20 protein-coding genes and 1 riboswitch are annotated in these 17118 nt (G+C 57.0%); of the genes, 4 read left to right on the top strand and 16 right to left on the bottom strand.

Annotation, left to right across the window (positions count from 1 at the left end):
• Positions 1-3: 3 nt before the first annotated feature.
• The 7 genes from B9Z31_RS08215 to B9Z31_RS08185 are packed head-to-tail and all read right to left on the bottom strand — an operon-like array spanning position 4 to position 6713.
• Positions 4-987 carry a TauD/TfdA family dioxygenase gene (locus B9Z31_RS08215; protein ID WP_100119062.1) on the bottom strand — a complete coding sequence of 328 codons (984 nt, stop codon included), beginning with the start codon at positions 985-987 and terminating at the stop codon, positions 4-6.
• A gap of 38 nt (positions 988-1025) precedes the next feature.
• Positions 1026-1268 carry a glutaredoxin gene (locus tag B9Z31_RS08210; protein WP_100119061.1) on the bottom strand — a complete coding sequence of 81 codons (243 nt, stop codon included), beginning with the start codon at positions 1266-1268 and terminating at the stop codon, positions 1026-1028.
• 38 nt (positions 1269-1306) lie between these two features.
• On the bottom strand, positions 1307-2074 hold the full coding sequence (locus tag B9Z31_RS08205; RefSeq protein WP_100119060.1) for an ABC transporter ATP-binding protein: 768 nt from the start codon (positions 2072-2074) through the stop codon (positions 1307-1309).
• Positions 2071-3093, bottom strand: a complete 1023-nt coding sequence (locus B9Z31_RS08200) for an iron ABC transporter permease (protein WP_100119059.1) — start codon at positions 3091-3093, stop codon at positions 2071-2073. The genes B9Z31_RS08205 and B9Z31_RS08200 overlap by 4 nt, the downstream gene beginning before the upstream one ends.
• Positions 3090-4007, bottom strand: coding sequence for an ABC transporter substrate-binding protein (locus tag B9Z31_RS08195; RefSeq protein WP_100119058.1), 918 nt, complete (start codon positions 4005-4007; stop codon positions 3090-3092). Before B9Z31_RS08195 ends, B9Z31_RS08200 begins: the two co-directional genes overlap by 4 nt.
• Positions 4000-4809 (bottom strand): ABC transporter substrate-binding protein, encoded by an 810-nt coding sequence (locus tag B9Z31_RS08190; protein WP_100119057.1) that lies wholly within the window; start codon positions 4807-4809, stop codon positions 4000-4002. The genes B9Z31_RS08195 and B9Z31_RS08190 overlap by 8 nt, the downstream gene beginning before the upstream one ends.
• Entirely contained in the window at positions 4806-6713 is a 1908-nt protein-coding gene (locus B9Z31_RS08185; RefSeq protein ID WP_100119056.1) for a TonB-dependent siderophore receptor, read from the bottom strand. Before B9Z31_RS08185 ends, B9Z31_RS08190 begins: the two co-directional genes overlap by 4 nt.
• A 67-nt stretch (positions 6714-6780) precedes the next feature.
• A riboswitch (cobalamin riboswitch) is annotated at positions 6781-7027 on the bottom strand.
• Between the two features lie 72 nt (positions 7028-7099).
• Here B9Z31_RS08185 and B9Z31_RS08180 point away from each other — a divergent pair.
• From B9Z31_RS08180 to B9Z31_RS08170, 3 genes are all read left to right on the top strand, one after another.
• Positions 7100-7330 (top strand): DUF904 domain-containing protein, encoded by a 231-nt coding sequence (locus B9Z31_RS08180; protein WP_100119140.1) that lies wholly within the window; start codon positions 7100-7102, stop codon positions 7328-7330.
• The gene (locus B9Z31_RS08175; RefSeq protein ID WP_100119055.1) at positions 7327-7653 is read left to right on the top strand and encodes a cell division protein ZapA; all 327 of its coding nucleotides are present in this window, start codon (positions 7327-7329) and stop codon (positions 7651-7653) included. The genes B9Z31_RS08180 and B9Z31_RS08175 overlap by 4 nt, the downstream gene beginning before the upstream one ends.
• A 250-nt stretch (positions 7654-7903) precedes the next feature.
• Positions 7904-8719 carry a sulfite exporter TauE/SafE family protein gene (locus tag B9Z31_RS08170; protein ID WP_100119054.1) on the top strand — a complete coding sequence of 272 codons (816 nt, stop codon included), beginning with the start codon at positions 7904-7906 and terminating at the stop codon, positions 8717-8719.
• On the opposite strand, the gene B9Z31_RS08165 is transcribed toward B9Z31_RS08170, so the two are convergent.
• Together B9Z31_RS08165 and hemN are read right to left on the bottom strand one after the other, a co-directional pair.
• A complete protein-coding gene (locus B9Z31_RS08165; protein WP_100119053.1) occupies positions 8720-9400 on the bottom strand; it encodes a sulfite exporter TauE/SafE family protein in 681 nt (226 codons plus the stop codon).
• A 64-nt stretch (positions 9401-9464) separates the two neighbouring features.
• On the bottom strand, positions 9465-10847 hold the full coding sequence (gene hemN, locus B9Z31_RS08160) for an oxygen-independent coproporphyrinogen III oxidase (RefSeq protein WP_100119052.1): 1383 nt from the start codon (positions 10845-10847) through the stop codon (positions 9465-9467).
• Between the two features lie 205 nt (positions 10848-11052).
• On the opposite strand from hemN, the gene fnr reads away from it, so the two are divergent.
• On the top strand, positions 11053-11775 hold the full coding sequence (fnr, locus tag B9Z31_RS08155; protein WP_100119051.1) for a fumarate/nitrate reduction transcriptional regulator Fnr: 723 nt from the start codon (positions 11053-11055) through the stop codon (positions 11773-11775).
• 19 nt (positions 11776-11794) lie between these two features.
• On the opposite strand, the gene B9Z31_RS08150 is transcribed toward fnr, so the two are convergent.
• Genes B9Z31_RS08150 through ccoN form a run of 7 tightly spaced genes read right to left on the bottom strand, consistent with a single transcriptional unit; the run spans position 11795 to position 17107 of the window.
• Positions 11795-12031 carry a hypothetical protein gene (locus B9Z31_RS08150; RefSeq protein WP_100119050.1) on the bottom strand — a complete coding sequence of 79 codons (237 nt, stop codon included), beginning with the start codon at positions 12029-12031 and terminating at the stop codon, positions 11795-11797.
• Positions 12032-12043: 12 nt separating this feature from the next.
• Positions 12044-12361, bottom strand: coding sequence for a nitrogen fixation protein FixH (locus B9Z31_RS08145; RefSeq protein WP_233200844.1), 318 nt, complete (start codon positions 12359-12361; stop codon positions 12044-12046).
• A gap of 26 nt (positions 12362-12387) precedes the next feature.
• Positions 12388-13854, bottom strand: coding sequence for a cytochrome c oxidase accessory protein CcoG (ccoG, locus tag B9Z31_RS08140; protein WP_369804672.1), 1467 nt, complete (start codon positions 13852-13854; stop codon positions 12388-12390).
• Positions 13855-13909: 55 nt separating this feature from the next.
• Entirely contained in the window at positions 13910-14839 is a 930-nt protein-coding gene (ccoP, locus tag B9Z31_RS08135) for a cytochrome-c oxidase, cbb3-type subunit III (protein ID WP_100119049.1), read from the bottom strand.
• A 41-nt stretch (positions 14840-14880) separates the two neighbouring features.
• Positions 14881-15027 carry a cbb3-type cytochrome c oxidase subunit 3 gene (locus B9Z31_RS08130; RefSeq protein WP_233200843.1) on the bottom strand — a complete coding sequence of 49 codons (147 nt, stop codon included), beginning with the start codon at positions 15025-15027 and terminating at the stop codon, positions 14881-14883.
• Positions 15028-15030: 3 nt separating this feature from the next.
• Positions 15031-15657: a cytochrome-c oxidase, cbb3-type subunit II gene (ccoO, locus tag B9Z31_RS08125; protein ID WP_100119048.1), complete on the bottom strand. Its 627-nt coding sequence runs from the start codon at positions 15655-15657 to the stop codon at positions 15031-15033.
• A 13-nt stretch (positions 15658-15670) separates the two neighbouring features.
• Positions 15671-17107 carry a cytochrome-c oxidase, cbb3-type subunit I gene (gene ccoN, locus B9Z31_RS08120; protein ID WP_100119047.1) on the bottom strand — a complete coding sequence of 479 codons (1437 nt, stop codon included), beginning with the start codon at positions 17105-17107 and terminating at the stop codon, positions 15671-15673.
• Positions 17108-17118 lie beyond the last annotated feature (11 nt).

Here is a 17118-nt window from a genome sequence, read left to right as displayed (position 1 = left end):
CGATCAGGGGAGCACCTCGGGTGCCGGAAAACCGTTGCGCCCCGGAAACTCGGGCGCCAAGGTCCGTGCGTTCGGCATCTTGACCCACAGGCGCAGCATCTTGCGGTTGAGTTCGTGCACGCCGTGGTCTTCAAATTCATTGCGCGAATGGAGCACGGCGTAGTTGTTGGCGAACTGCAGGTCACCGGGCTCGAGCATCATGCTCAGTCGGAAATCATCGCGGTGCATGATGTTGTCAAACAAGTCGAGCGCTTCGATTTCGACCTTGGACAGCGGCAGGTTGCGGATTTCATGGCCCAGCTGGATGTACTGGCGCAGGTAGCGGCAGCTGAGCTTGCCTTGGTGGTGGCTGAAGATGGGTGACAGGCTGGGCAGGTCTTCGCACAGGTGCGAAAAATACCAAGGGCGGTAATACAGCCCCAAATACTCGGGGTGGTGCTGCAAGATTTCGTTGTAGATCGCCGCCACGCTCACCAAGCTGCTCAAACCACCTTGCTTGGCTTTGCGCAGGCACAAAAGACCGACCACATCCGACGGGTCTGAGTGGTACGGCAGGTACAGGTTGGTTTCGTAGACTCGGGTGGTTTTTTTTGTCACATCGCCCACGTTCATGACCACGCCCAGCAATTCCCCTTTGGGGTTTTGCCGCACAGGCACGCCCATGTGCAGGCCAATGCCGTAGTAAATGATTTGAATGTCTTCTTCGCTGTAGCGCTCAACGGGCAAACCCCGCAGCACCAAAAAACCCCTGCCGTTTTCCAGCTCGTCGCTGTGGGTTCTGAGCTCGTGGGCCCAATCGCCAATGGGGAAATCTTCTCGGGAAAAATGGGGGAATGCCAAGCCTTTGGATTTCACCTGGGCCAAAGCGGCATCGAGAATGGCCAACACTTTGGGGCTCAAGGGGTGCACCCAAGAGTTGTCACCCTCCAAGTCCTGACCTTTCCAGACCGCTGGCCCGGACATCGCTTGCTTCATGATCAGACCCATGGCCGTTCCCTCATTTTGGTTGCGGCCAATGGCCTGTTTCAGAGACCGAGCTGAACCAAAGCGGCCTGCAAGCCGGCCAATCCACCCACCCGCTGGTCGTTGATGAAAATCTGCGGCATTTGACGGACCGAAGGACCGCATTTTTCGAAAAATGCCATGCGTTCGGCTTCACCGTCAATTTTGATTTCTTCAAAAGCCAAGCCCTTGGTTTTGAGCACCATCTTGGCGGATTCGCACTGGGGGCATGCGGACTTGGAGTAAACGATGATTTTGAGTTCCATGCGTCAAATTCTAGCGAAAGAAAACGGGTGAACGCCCATCAGCCCATGCGGGGCAAAACCACCCACTGCCCCTCCACAGCGCGAATGCGAATCCGCTGGGCAAAGACCGATTCGATGGCCGCGTGGGTGGCCGCATCGCTGGCTGACCCATGGTGCACGATCTGGCCTTCTTGCATGACCACGATGTCGTCGGCATGCAGTGCCAAGCCAATCTCATGGAGCACGCTGACCACCGTGGTGCCCTGAGCCAAGAGGCAGAGCACCTGCTCCAGCCAGTCCACTTGGTGCGGAGGGTCCAGGTTGGCCAAGGGTTCGTCCATCAGCATGGTGGGCGCATTGCCCGCCATGGCGCGGGCCAGCAGCACGCGTTGGCGCTCGCCTCCAGACAACTCGCCCAGCAGGCGCTCGCGCCATTCCCAGGCCTGCGTGGCCTTGAGAGCGGCCTCCACCATTTGCGCGTCTTGCGCCGAGGGCGCCCCCAGCCAGCTTTGGTGTGGCAAGCGGCCCAGCATGGCCACGTCCCACACGCGAAGGTCCAGCGTGCTCAACTCGCCCTGCCCCAACCATGACAGTTGCAAGCCCCTTTGTTGACGGGTGAGCGATGCCAGCGCTTGGCCGTGCCACAGCACTTGCCCGCTGTGTGGCAACAAACCTGCCAAGGCCTTGAGCAAAGTCGACTTGCCTGCCCCATTGGGCCCCACCACGCAGGTCCAACGACCCGCCGTGATGTCCAAGTCAATGGCTTTGAGAACTGGGCGGCCACCCAATTCGGCATTGAGCTGCCGGGCTTGCAGCGCGGCGTTCATGAGCGCGCCCCGGTGTCGGCGTCTCGGTAAACACGCCAGAGCAAATAGCCCCCGCCGAGCACTGCCGTCAGAACACCCACAGGCAACTCTTGCGGGGCCATCATCACGCGGGCCATCACGTCGGCCAGCACCAGCAAGGCCCCGCCCATCAAGGCCGACAAAAACAAGCGCCAGGCATGCGTGCAGCGCACGAGCGAGCGCACCAAATGCGGCGCAGCCAAGCCGACAAAAGCCACCAGCCCAATGTGCGCCACCGCCGCCGCTGTCGCCAGAGAAATCACGCCCACCAAAACAATGCGCGCCAGTGGCAGTGGCACGCCCAAGCTTTGCGCAGTGGCTTCACCCAAACTCAACGCGTCCAGCACACGGGCAAAAACCCAAGAGCAGGCCAGGCACAAGGCCAGCACCGCCGCCATGGTCCAGCAGGCGCTCCAGCTGACAAAGGCGGTGGAGCCCAGCATGAAGCCTTGCATGGCCTGTAACACTTGCGGCTGCAGCAGCGAGATCAAGGACGTCACCGCACCCAGCACCACGCCCACCACCACGCCCGCCAACAACAGGCGCAGCGTTTGTTGAACGCCGCGAGCCAAAAGCAAGGTCAGCACCACCGCCAGCACAGCGCCCACAAAGGCCGCCCCCGTCAGGCCCAAGCCCAACCAGCCACTCATGGCCCAGGCGCTGCCGCCCCACAAGCTCAGGGACACGCCCACGCCCAAAGACGCGCCGGAGGCACTGCCCAACAAATACGGATCGGCCAAAGGGTTGCGAAACAGCCCTTGCGCCACGGCGCCAGCCAAGCCGAGCAAGGCTCCGCCCAACCAAGCACCCAGGCTGCGCGGCAAACGGATGTCCCACACAATTTGGTGCGACACGGCTTCACACCCGGCATGACAACCCGCTAACCACCCCATGAACGCTTCAAATTGCCAGCCTTGGCTGCCCGCGGCAGTTCCGAGACACACCACGAGCAGGCCCACGGTCAGCAGCAGCAGTGCCCAGCGAAATGGGGTGGCGTTCATCGGCTTGTTCCTGTTGCGGCAGAACCTGCACCCGCTGCTGCGCGGTTCAGGCAGTCGGCCATCAGCCGAGCGCCTTCCGCCATGCGCGGGCCCGCCCGCACCAACATGTCCGATTCATCCTGCTTGAACACGCACAATCGCTGGCCTTGCATGGCCCGCAAGCGGCTCCAGCCCGGGCGCTGCAGCATGCTGGCGCGGCTGCTGTCGCCTGCCATGATCACGTCGGGCTGGGCTTGCACCACCCATTCGGGGTTGACCTGCGGAAATGGGCCCAAAGAGGCAGGAAGGATGTTGCTCACACCCATGCGCGTGAGCGTCTCGCCCAAAAAAGACGAGGCACTTGCGCCATAAGGGGCGGGGCTCACCTCAAAGTAAACCCGCTGCTGCCGTGCAGCAGGGCTGAGCGATTGCACCGCCGCCTGCACGCCCGCCTGTATGGCTTGCCAAGCGCGGTCACTGTCGGCGGCGGGCACATGCAGCGCCTGCGCCACAGTGCGCCAAACGCGCTGTGCATCGGCGTGGTTGCGCGGCTCCAGGCGCAGCACGTTCAAACCCAAAGCCTGCAAGCGGTCCGCACCCCGGGTAGAACCTGCCGCCAGCACCAGATCGGGCTTGAGGGCGACGATGCTCTCGATGTTCGGGTCCAGACCCCCACCGACGCGCGTCACCGATTGGACCGCCTCGGGCCAATTGGAATAACGGTCCACCCCCACCAGTTTGTGGCACTGCTGCAAGGCGCAGACGGTCTCGGTCAATGAGGGCAGCAAACTCACGATGCGCTGCGGAGCTGGGTCAATCTGCACTTTTTGCTGGCGGTCGTCGAGCACCGTGATCGCTGCTGCGGGATGCGCGCACGCCCAAACGACACACACCAAGGCCAAGGACCGGGCCCAAATCCTCCAACGCTCAGCCATGCAGCGCTTCCCACTGGCTGAAGATGCGGTGCATCTGCGCCACGCCATCGGTGAGTGCGGCAGGACCGGGCTGCAAAATGTCGGCCGATTTGATCTCAAAAATCTGCCCCGTGCGCACCGCCGGAACGTCTTGCCAACCGGGCCGAGCCGCCACTTTCTCTGGGCGAAATTTTTTGCCGCACCACGAGCCGATGATGATGTCGGGCGCACGGTCCACAATGCTTTGGCCATTGGCAATGATCCGGTCTTTGCCCAGTGACTGAGTCGCAAGTTCGGGAAAAACATCGTCACCACCAGCGATGCCCATCAGCTCTGACACCCAACGGATGCCACTGATGTGCGGCTCGTCCCACTCCTCAAAATACACCTTGGGGCGGCGCTTGAAACCAGCAGCCCGCTGCGTGATCGCATCGAGTTCGGCACGCAGGGCCTGCAGACGCGCCAGGCCTTGATCGGCCTGGCCGACCATGGCAGCCACTTGGTAGAGCATGGAAAAAATCTCATCGACGCTGCGCTGGTTGAAGACGGTGACCTGCACGCCGGCTTTGATCAGCAAAGACGCAATGTCAGCCTGCAGGTCGGAAAAGCCAAAAACACAATCAGGTTGGAGCGCCAAAATCTTGTCGATCTTGGCACTCAAAAATGCACTGACTTTGGGCTTTTCTTCACGGGCCCGGCGCGGTCTCACCGTGTAGCCCGAGATGCCCACAATGCGCTGCTCCTGCCCCAGCAGATAGAGCCACTCCGTTGTCTCTTCGGTGAGGCAAACGATGCTTTGGGGGCCAAGAGAGGAAATGCTCATCGCTTTGGACTGTATTGCAATGTCGCGAACAGACCACGGCCAGGAACGTTATAACCTCCAGCAAGCTCATAACGCTGATTTGTCATGTTCTCTAAGCGGACACGAGCAGTCCATGAGTCATTGAGTTTACGACTGGCATAAACAGACCACAGCGCATAACCTGCAAGTTGTGATCCGAACTCAGGACGTGCTGATGATCCAAAAACTTTTGACCCGACTTCATATTCCGCCAACGGCCGCGACATTTCCAAAGACCCATAGCGTCGTGCCCGACGATCCAATGCCGATGAGTCACTCACATTCCACGGGTTTTGATCAACGTAGTTCAACTTGACACTGTTGCCCATCCATATTGTTCGTAAGCTGACTTCGATGCCTTTGTTCTGAGTTTTTCCAATATTCAGGGCTTGATCTAAATGGTTATAGCCAATCGCATTGTCAGAGTGGGTAGCAAAATAGACAAAGCGTCCAACCATGTCTTGCGTTGAATACACCAAGCCAGCCTCTTTAGATTGGTACTTCTCAGAATTGACGAGCGGATTGGTCGATATGTCATACGCAGAAGGCGCTTTAAAGCCAGTTGACAAGGAGGCTGTTAACTTCCACTCTGAGGTGACTTGATAGCCCAAACCCAGTAGACCTGTTGATGCCTTAGTCTTTGCGGACACCACATTGCCAGTGTCATGTCGATCTATGTCAATTTGATCTTGGCGAAGATTGATTTGGGCTGTGAATTGATCAAATTGGTGCGTCACGCCCGCATAGGTACCCGATGTTTTTCGAATCAACTCAAAACTGTTTTTTTGCGCATGGCGATCGTCTAGTAAATCAATTCCAAAGTTGACTGTTGACTTCACACCCAACTGATACTGATTCGACCAATAAAGGGCCTTTTGCTTGGATTCGTACTCGCTTGAAATGAAGTCTGAATACGGCTCAAGATAAACGACCGATTCTTTATATGTAGTCGTTGAATTGGAGACATCCAATGTGGTTACCCATCGATCAGAGACCACTTTTCGGACAAACGCACCCAATGAATCAACCTCTTTATTGGACCTGTGTTTATCAGTGGGAAGATCGCCTCGGGTAAAACTTCCTGGGGAGTATTCATAAGGCAAATAACCACTGTCGTAATCGGCTTTCGACTGCATTTGGCGGAAACGGATGCCTAAAGACATGTCCGCCGACATTTTCTTTTCGACTTTGGCTGAAGCAAAACCTCTGCCGTATCCATCACTGTCTGGGTTCACCGTCGTCGAGTTAACTACAGAACTCATGGCAGAAAACCCATCCGTGGATACTTTGCCTGCCGAAACATTGAACTTATAGTCATCCACCTCGCCAGAATAACCGGCATTCAAATCCAATGTATTTTTTGAACCCCATGTGATGGAGCCGTACTGGACAGGTGCACCTTTAGACTGACGGGTGTAGATATTGATCACACCACCAACGGCGGCTTCCCCATAAAGAGCCCCAGCATTGCCTCTTAAAACCTCGACGCGCTCTATCAAGGCCAAGGGGATATCAGTGAGGGTTAAATTGCCACCACTGTCGGTTTGAGACCTGACACCATCCACCAAAACGACAACATTCGTGCTGTTTTGTCCACGAAGAAAATACGAGGTTTGTGCCCCAGGTCCACCATTTCGACCGAATTCAAATCCGACCTCGCCTTGCAGCAAATCAGCCAATGTCGGGGCTTGAGATTTTTCTATTTCTTGTCGCGTGATGACCGTCGCCGAAGACAAAACGTCTGAAAGAGCTTGAGCAGAACGATTGGCAGAAATGATGATCGGATTGATTTCAATGCTTTGAGCTTGAAGAGATGAACACAATGCCAAAGTCAAAGTTGAAATAACAGGCACCGCGGAGCGTGCACGAAGCGTACGATTTTTCATGAAAAACTAACATGTAAAACGCCCTCACCGCCTTCCCCGACAGTGCATGGGCTTTACAACCTGACTTTCGACAGGTCACCTTGTTGGCCGGTATCCGGGCTGACAGAGCGACCTTCATCACCTTCCCGGCGGCCTGTTTCAGAGCCATCAGTGGTTTGAGATGAAAGCGGAGTCTTCACGCCAATGAAGACCCGTCTGCTTACCGTTGCGGGGGCAGCGCAGGTTAGGTCGGCCATGATGGCTTGTCCCTCCTGCTTCCCGTTGAACTGCGCGCCGTGAACTGGCTCGCGAGCACCAACAAGCTTCATTTTAGGCGCCAAGCTGTCAGTCAGCCTACAAAATAGCCCAAGCATCTACAATGTCGCTCTTACTTTCCATTGTTTGCCATGGCCCATTTCGACACCATTGATCAAATTGCTGAGCGTGTAGATCATTTGTTGCTGCGCCACGAAGAGCTCCAGCGCACCAATGCTTTGTTGACACAGCAGCTTCAGGTTCTCACGCTTGAACGCGACCAACTCAAGTCTCGCTTGGCAGCCGCCCGCGCGCGTGTCGATGCCCTGATTGAGCGCCTGCCGGCAAGCAATGCACCCGCATCCCCTGAGGCCACAGCATGAGCAACAAACAACTGGACGTCCAGATCATGGGCCAGAGCTATATTTTGGGTTGCCCAGTCGATGGCGAAGACCGCTTGTTGGCCGCGGTGCACAAGGTGGACGAAGCCATGTGCAAGATCCGAGATGCCGGAAAAATCAAGGCGCGTGACCGCATCGCTGTTTTGGCGGCCTTGAATCTGGCTTTTGACCAAGGTGAGGCCGCGGCCGCCGCGCCAGTGGGTCAAGCCCAACTGCCCGATGTTCCTCCTGCAGCCCAAGAGCGTTTGGCCGACTTGCTCAAGCGACTCGACCAGGTTTTGAAGCAAGACGGGCAATTGATCTGAAAGCCCACCACTGGCGCTGAAGGCCTATGGGATCAGCCTACAATCAGCCCGTCTGCGGTGCATACCGGGCTTTATATTTCCTTGAACCAATGCTCATAGAGCCCGGGCTTGGTACATTGGCTGGTGAGCGTGATCATCTCGCGTCAGATGAACCCAACGCCAGTCTGCCCTCGCCCACCTGAACCCCGGTTCAGGATGCCGGTCCGGTGGCATTCGCAGACACCTTTTTCCTCTCATCCCGACATCCCCCATGATCATTGAACCCCTGTTGTTGGCCGAATTGGCTGTTCTTGGCCTGTGCACAGGTTTTTTGGCAGGCCTTCTGGGCATCGGCGGTGGCATGGTGATGGTGCCTTTCCTCACCTACATGTTGGGCAGTCGAGGGGTCAGCCCTGATTTGGCTGTCAAGATGGCCATTGCCACCTCCATGGCGACCATCATCTTCACGTCGATTTCCAGCGTACGCGCCCACCACAAAAAGAAAGCCGTGCGCTGGGACTTGGTCAAGGGTTTGGCGCCCGGCATCGTCATGGGCAGTTTGATTGGCAGCATGGGTATTTTTGCCTTTGCCAAAGGCACTTACCTCGCCCTGTTTTTTGCGCTGTTTGTGGGGTTTTCGGCCACTCAAATGTTTCTGGACAAAAAGCCCGCCCCCAGCCGCCAAGTGCCCGGCTTCAATGGTCTGCTCGGTGCGGGCGGCTTGATTGGCTTGCTGTCTGGCTTAGTGGGTGCGGGGGGCGGCTTCATCAGCGTGCCCTTCATGGCTTGGTGCAATGTGGCGATCCACAATGCCGTGGCCACCAGTGCCGCCTTGGGCTTTCCCATCGCCCTGGCCAATGTGACAGGCTACATCGTCAGTGGCCAAGGCGTACAAAACCTGCCAGAACTCAGTTTTGGTTACCTCTGGCTGCCCGCCTTGGTGGTGATTGCCGTTTGCAGTGTCTTGATGGCTCCTGTGGGTGCCGCCACAGCGCACAAATTGCCTGTCAAACAGCTCAAGCGCGTGTTCGCCAGTGTGCTTTATGTGCTGGCCGCTTACATGCTTTACAAAGGCTTGGTCGCTTGATCACGCAGGGGTGATGCACCAAGGGGCTTGGTCATGCACCAGGCCCATCCACAAGGCCCAAGCCGATACACCCGCCAATGCGAAGCCTGCCAGGCGCATACCCCAGGCACCATCACCCAAAGATTGCAGGCGCAAAAACAAGAATGGGCCAAGCCAAAGGCTGATGCTGCTGCCCAGCGCAAACAAAGCCATGGTGATGGCCCCCTCAAATGGCTGGCTCGTCAAAGCCGCCACCATCAGGGCCGAGTAGAGCAAGCCACACGGCATCAATGCCCAAAGCCCACCCACCATCCAAGGTGCTGCGCGCCCCCAGCGGGTATTGAATGCACGAACCTTCGCCCAAAGTCTTCTGGCAGCGCCATCGAGCCAAACGGGCTGCCGCGCTTGCAGCATGAGTAAGGCACCCAGCGTGAAGGCGGCCAAATGGAGCAGTGTCCAAACAGGCCGGATGGCGGCGGACTGCGTGGTCAGCCAACCCAAGCCTTGAACGCTGGCCGCAGCCACAGCGCCAAGCAGCGCGTAACCCGCCAAGCGCCCGATCTGGAAAGCCAACAAGGCTTGTCCACGACGTGCACCCGCCGCTTGCCCCAAGCCAGCGCAAGCGGCACCGCACATGGCCACACAGTGGGGGCCGCCCAGAACACCCATCATCAAGGCTGTGATGGCCAAAGAACTTTGCATGACGTATCCGCGAGTGGGTCCATGGCGCCATTGTCTGCGATGCAGCCCTGATGCCCCGCGTCCTTCAGAGGATCTTTGAAAAACGACTTCGATCGAGGTCGGTTTGCAGATAACGGTCGAACACCATGGCCACGCCGCGTACAAAAAACCAGCCCATGTCGGTGACATGAATGGCGTTGCTCTGGAGATTGACCAAACCTTGCGACTGCATGGCCGTCAGCCGCGCCAACTCCGGCGCGAACAGGGTTTTGAAATCGATCAGCCAAGCCACATTGATGGCTTCAAACTCCAGATGCCCTTGGCACATGAGTGCCATGATCACCGAGCGGCGAATCAAATCGTCTCGCGTCAGGGCCAATCCTCGGACCACAGGGAAACGCCCCTGATCGAGCAAGGCGCGGTACTCGTCCATGGTTTTGGCATTTTGGCTGTAGGTGGAACCTACTCGGCCAATCGATGACACCCCCAGCGCAATCAAGTCACAGTCGGCTTGCGTGCTGTAGCCCTGGAAGTTGCGGTGCAAACGCCCTTGGCGCTTGGCCACGGCCAAGCTGTCTTGGGGCAAAGCGAAATGGTCCATGCCGATGTAAACGTATCCCGCATCGGTCAATGCACCGAGTGAGCGCGACAGCATCTGCACCTTACCCTCTGCCGAGGGGAGCTCTGAAGCGTGGATGCGGCGCTGCGGCTTGAAACGTTCAGGCAGGTGTGCATAGGCATACAAGGCGATGCGATCGGGGCGCAAGCGCTTGACCTGTTCCAGGGTGCGGTCAAAAGATTCCGCCGTTTGCAAAGGCAGACCATAAATCAGGTCGACATTCACCGATTCAAAACCCAAACGCCGCGCGGCCTCCACCAACTTGAACACTTGATCGGCCGGTTGAATGCGGTGCACGGCTTTTTGGACATCGGGCTCAAAATCTTGCACGCCCAAACTCAAGCGGTTGAACCCCAGCTCTGCCAAAACGGCCAAACGGCTTTCGTCGACGGTGCGCGGGTCCACTTCAATCGAATACTCCCCGCCAGGCACCAAGACAAACTGTTTGCGCAGCATGTTCATCAGCTGTCGCAGCTGGTCATCGCTCAGAAATGTGGGGGTGCCTCCCCCCAAATGCAGCTGGCTGACCGACTGGCCTTGACCCAAATGCCGCGAATAAAGCGCCACTTCTTGGCTCAAATAATCCAAATACACCGCAGCTTGGTCTTTGTGTTTGGTGATGATTTTGTTGCAGGCGCAGTAGTAACACAGGGATTCACAAAATGGAATGTGCACATACAAGGACAGAGGCGGCTGTTTGCCCAAGGAACCCGATTGCCGCTGGGCCAGGGCCTTGATGTAGTCGTCCTCGCCAAAGGTGTCCACAAAACGATCGGCCGTCGGGTAGGAGGTGTAGCGAGGTCCCGGCACATCAAAACGGGACAACAATTCGGGGCTGATGATGGACATGGCGTGAACCTGGACTCAATCGATGGCAAAGGATGGAATCGACTTTGCCCTCTCGCTCCCGCATGGGTTTTGACGCAGGTCAAAAGGAATACTGGTTTTCCGGGATTTTCTGCGCAGACCGGGTCATCCGTCTTTTTTGAAAGATTTTCGGTTTAAGCTCAAAGCTTGATCCAAGGCAAATCCTCTCTTCAACCCTGAGATACACATGCATCCCGAAGTCATCAAAGTCGCTTGTTCCAATTGCAACTTACGCGAACTGTGCATGCCCGTGGGCTTGAGCGATCAAGACTTGACCCGCTTGGATGAATTGGTGGCGGTGCGGCGCAAGGTCAAGCGGGGCGACACCTTGTTCACCAACGGTGAGAAGTTCACATCGCTTTACGCCATTCGCACCGGCTTTTTCAAAACCTGTTTGGCCACAGAAGATGGGCGAGATCAGGTCACAGGTTTTCAGATGGCGGGCGAGATCATTGGCCTGGACGGCATTGTGAATGACCAGCACAGCTGTGACGCGGTGGCGCTGGAGGACGCGGAAGTTTGCGTCATGCCTTTTGACCGGATTGAAGAAATTTCACGCGAGGTCAAAGCCTTGCAGCACCATGTTCACAAAATCATGAGCCGCGAAATTGTGCGCGAACACGGGGTGATGTTGCTCTTGGGCAGCATGCGCGCCGAGGAACGATTGGCAGCTTTCTTGCTGAATTTGGTTCAACGTTTGCACGCCCGGGGCTTCTCGCAATCCGAATTGATCTTGCGCATGACGCGCGAAGAAATTGGCAGTTACTTAGGACTCAAACTGGAGACCGTGAGCCGCACATTTTCAAAATTCGTGGAAGAAGGCATGGTCGAGGTCAAGCAACGCCATGTGCGAATTTTGAACACAGACGCTTTGCAGCGCTTGGTGAACAACACGTCCCATTGCGAGTGACGGGCCCCTCCTCCCGCGCTCAATCATTGACCTCTTCAGCGGACAAGCCCAGCAGGGTGGTCAGCGCACTCGAAAGCATGGTCATGGCCCAAAAGGCAAAAAAAGCCATGGTGTAAATGGCTTGTCGTGACAGCTCCACATGGTGGCCAAACCAGTGCAAATCTTGTGGATCGACAAAAGCAAATACAAACATTTCGAGCAAACCTGCCACCAAAAAAGATGGCCAGGTGATCCACATCCAACGTCGGGCACGCATGGTGAGGGTCTTTCAGGGTTGTGAGGGCGCAGAAGCGGACGATTGGGCGGGGTCTGTGCGCGCTTGGCCCGCAGCATCATGGGCTTGGGGCAACTCACCTGTCGCGGCATGGTTGCGGGCTTGCATGGCAGGCGCATGGGCAATGCCTTGACGTGCTTGCTGTGCGGTTCTGGGGGTCTCTGTGAGCACCGGATCCGGATGGCTTGCGGCAATGTAGAAAGTGGTCAAACTCGCCACCACCACCACGGCAGGCCCCCCCACCACCATCCAGACCATGCCAAAGCGCCACCAGGGCTGACCGACTTGAGTTGTGTGAGAAGTGCTGCTCATGGAGTTCTTTCTATGGGGTTGACCACTCACCGAGGGATCAAGAAGACGGTTTTTTCGCGCAGATGACCAACGACGGGCGCATCCGCGGATCCGATGGGCTTTCGCGCCTCAATGTGGAACTGAATCGGGTGAGAGCCTGCGGGTGCTGCATCGTAGGGCACCTGCAACTGGACCGAGACCCAGCGCGATTCGGTGGCTTTGACCTGCACCTCGGATTCACTGGCCAAGAGCAAGCCAGGCAAACCGTCGACCTGAAGGTGAAATGACAAAGTCTCTTCCGCTGCGTTCATGATTTGAAGACGGTAAACGTTCTCTATTTTCCCACCCGACACGATCCGCGCCATGGTTGCGCGGTCGCGCACGATATCGACCTTGAATGGTTCGCGCAGCCATAGTGACACCCCCACTCCGATGATGATGGACCACAGCACAGCCGCATAAATCAACACACGGGGGCGGAAAATCCGGCGAACGGTTTGCGCCCAACTCCAGCCTTGGTCCATGGCGTTTTGTGTGGAAAACTTGATCAAACCGCGTTCATAGCCGACCTTGTCCATCACGTTGTCGCACACGTCCACGCAAGCGCCGCACCCAATGCACTCATATTGCAGGCCTTTGCGGATGTCGATGCCGGTAGGACAGACCTGCACACACAGCGTGCAATCGACACACGAGCCAAGGGCCAAGGATTTGGGGTCGGCCTTTTTGGAGCGCGCGCCACGGGGCTCACCCCGCGCTGCGTCGTAGGTGACGATCAGCGTGTCTTTGTCGAACATGGCGCTTTGAAAGCGGGCATAGGGGCACATGTATTTGCACACCTGCTCGCGCATGAAACCGGCGTTGCCGTAGGTGGCAAAGCTGTAAAACAGGATCCAGAATATTTCCCAGGGGCCAAAGCCCAGCGTCAACACAGCGGCAGACAGATCACGGATGGGTGTGAAATAACCCACAAAACTAAAACCGGTCCACAAGGCGAACAGAATCCAAACCAATTGCTTGCCGGTTTTGCGCCAAACCTTGTTCAGGCTCCAAGGGGCATCGTCCAGGCGCATGCGGGCAGACCGGTCACCTTCGAACTGGCGCTCGATCCAGATGAAAATTTCGGTGTAAACGGTTTGAGGGCAAGCAAAACCACACCACAAGCGCCCGGCAACGGCGGTGAACAAAAAGAGCGACAGTGCCGAGATGACGAGCAAGGCCGTCAGGTAAATGAAGTCCTGGGGGTAAAGCACCAGGCCAAAAATATAAAAGCGTCTGGCACCCAAGTCGAACAGCACGGCTTGTCGCTGCCCCCACTCCAACCAAGGCAGGCCATAAAACACCAACTGTGTGATGACCACCATGAGCCAACGCCACCGGGCAAAAACACCCTGAACACTGCGGGGATGGATCTTTTGTTGCGCTTGGTACAAAGACACCATGACACCGTCTTCCTCGACAGGAATCGGCTGGATCGGAATCACCGCACGGGGACGCTCTTGTGGGGAGGACAAAATTGAGACCTTGTCAAAACGGGCAGCAAGGCGCGCTGGCTGCCCAGGGTTCACATCACTTGGCCACGGTCGCTACTTTGGCCGTCGCGTTGTTGGAAAGGCCCCAGACGTAAGACGCCAAAACATGGATTTGGCCTTCGGTCAACTTGGCCGCTTGCGCTGGCATTTGGTTGACCTTGCCGTTGTTGATCATGTTGACAATCGCGTTTTCACCCCAGCCATGCAGCCAGATGTCATCGGTCAAGTTTGGCGCCCCGACCGCATGGTTGCCCTTGCCATCGATGCCGTGGCAGGCCGCGCAAGCACCAAATTTGGACTTGCCAAGCTGTGCGCGCAAAGAGTCGTGCGGGCTGCCCGACATGCTGAGCACGTAGTGCGCGACGTTGCGCACATCTTCCGGTGTACCCACCGCGGCGGCCATGGGCGGCATATTGCCCATGCGGCCTTGCACCAAAGTGGTCTTGATCGCCTCGGGCGAGCCACCATACAACCAGTCGGCATCGGCCAAATTGGGGAAGCCTTTGCTGCCGCGTGCGTCAGAGCCGTGGCACTGGGCGCAGTTGTTCATGAACAAACGGTCACCAATGGCCAGGGCCTGAGGGTCTTTGGACACTTCTTCGGGTGGCATGCCCGAGAACTTGGCATACAAAGGCGCCACTTCGGCGTTGCCCTTGGCCACCTCGGTCTCGTACTGACCGGCCGAAGACCAGCCAAATTTCCCGGCAAAGTTGCCAGCACCTGGGTACATGGCCAGGTACACGAAGGCAAAAATGATGGTGATGATGAACAAACCCACCCACCAACGGGGCAAGGGGTTGTTCATCTCGCGCAGGTCACCGTCCCAAACGTGGCCAGTGGTGTTGTCGTTGGCGGTCATGGCCTTGGCCTTGCCGCTGAACCACAACAAAAGCAGACAGGCAATGATGCTGACCAGCGTGATGCCGGCCACATACAAGTGCCAGAAGTTGCTGATGAAGTCACTCATGGAATTTCCTTGAAGTATTTTTTTGAGTTCTGAAGGACCGCTCAGTCGTCCTGGCGAAACGGCAATTGCGCCGCCTCGTCAAAGCTGGCCTGGTTGCGCCGAGACCAGGCCCAAACCACGATGCCGATAAAAGCGACGAAGGCAAGGACGGTCACGACCGATCGCAAAGTATTGATGTCCATGGCCATGCCTTATTTGCGGTGAATGCCGAGCACTTGCAGGTAAGCAATGACCGCATCCAACTCGGTTTTGCCTTGGACCTCTTCAGTTGCTTTGGCCAATTCTTCGTCGCTGTAAGGTGCCCCCAAAGTGCGCAAGGCCGACATGTGCGCCACCACCGTGCCGTGGTCGGCTGCCGTCTTTTCCAACCATGGGTACGCAGGCATATTGGATTCAGGGACCAAGTCGCGGGGATTGGTCAGGTGAATGCGGTGCCATTCGTCGCTGTAGCGCCCACCCACACGGGCCAAATCAGGTCCCGTGCGCTTGCTGCCCCACTGGAAGGGACGGTCGTAGACAAATTCACCGGCCAATGAGTAAGGGCCATAGCGCAAGGTTTCAGCCCGGAACGGGCGAATCATCTGCGAGTGGCAGTTGTAGCAGCCTTCGCGCACATACACGTCGCGCCCCACCACTTGCAATGCGGTGTAAGGCTTGAGGCCAGCCACCGGTTCAGTGGTGGATTTTTGGAAGAACAAAGGCACGATTTCAACCATGCCCCCCACCAACAAGACGATGAAGATCAGAACAATCATCAAGAAGTTGTTGGTCTCGACTTTCTCGTGGGACAAGCCGCCAGATTTTGGGTTTTGAGCCATGATGTATTTCTCCTCAGTGTGCGGGGGTGAGTGTCGGGATCTGGACTTCCACCGAGCGCCCCATGGACACGGTTTTGATGGTGTTCCAGAGCATGATGACCATGCCACTCAGGTACAACACACCCCCCAGCAAACGCAAGGCATAGAACGGGAAAGTGGCTTTGACAGACTCCACAAAGGTGTAGGTCAAGGTACCGTCGGCGTTGATGGCACGCCACATCAGGCCTTGCATCACACCGGCAATCCACATGGCGGCGATGTAGATCACGATGCCGATGGTGGCGGTCCAGAAGTGGATTTCAATCGCCTTGACGCTGTACATCTTCTTCTGACCAAAAAGGCGTGGAATCAGGTAGTACATCGAGCCCATGGTCACCAAACCCACCCAGCCCAAAGCACCCGAGTGCACATGGCCCACGGTCCAATCGGTGTAGTGGCTCAGCGCGTTGACCGTCTTGATGGACATCATCGGACCTTCGAAGGTCGACATGCCGTAGAAGGACAAGGACACGATCAAGAAACGCAGGATCGGGTCATCGCGCAGTTTGTGCCAAGCGCCCGACAAGGTCATGATGCCGTTGATCATGCCGCCCCAGCTGGGTGCCAGCAAGATGAGCGAGAAAACCATGCCCACAGACTGGGTCCAGTCAGGCAAGGCGGTGTAATGCAGGTGGTGGGGACCTGCCCACATGTAGGTGAAGATCAGCGCCCAAAAGTGCACGATCGACAGGCGGTAGGAATAGACGGGCCGCTCGGCTTGTTTGGGGATGAAGTAATACATCATGCCCAAGAAACCGGCCGTGAGGAAAAAGCCCACCGCGTTGTGGCCATACCACCACTGCACCATGGCGTCTTGCACACCCGCATAAACGGAGTAAGAGTGCAGCATTCCCGTGGGCAGTTGGATGTTGTTGACAATGTGCAACAAGGCCACGGCGATGATGAAAGCACCAAAAAACCAGTTGGCCACGTAAATGTGGCGCACTTTGCGGATGCCCACGGTGCCAAAAAAGACAAAGGCAAATGCCACCCAGACGACCGCAATCAACAGGTCAACAGGCCAAATCAGTTCTGCGTATTCCTTGCCTTGCGTCAATCCCAAGGGCAAAGAGATGGCAGCCAGCACAATGACCAATTGCCAGCCCCAAAACGTGAAGGCGGCCACCTTGTCGTTGATCAGGCGCACATTGCAGGTGCGCTGCACCACGTAATAGGCGGCGGCAAACAAGCCGCAACCACCGAACGCAAAAATCACCGCGTTGGTGTGCAAGGGCCGCAGACGGCCATAACTGAGCCAGGAAATGCCGAAATTGAGCTCCGGCCATGTCAGCTGGGCCGCGATGATCACGCCCACCAGCATGCCCACCACACCCCAAACCACCGTCATGATGGCGAACTGCCTGACAACTTTGTCGTTGTAGGTGGTCGCCTGCGTATTGGCAAACTTCATTTTGACCTCTT

Source organism: Limnohabitans sp. G3-2, from assembly GCF_002778275.1.
GTDB lineage: Bacteria > Pseudomonadota > Gammaproteobacteria > Burkholderiales > Burkholderiaceae_C > Limnohabitans_A.
Note: the sequence above shows the minus strand (reverse complement) of the source record. Positions and strands in the feature narration are given on the sequence as shown.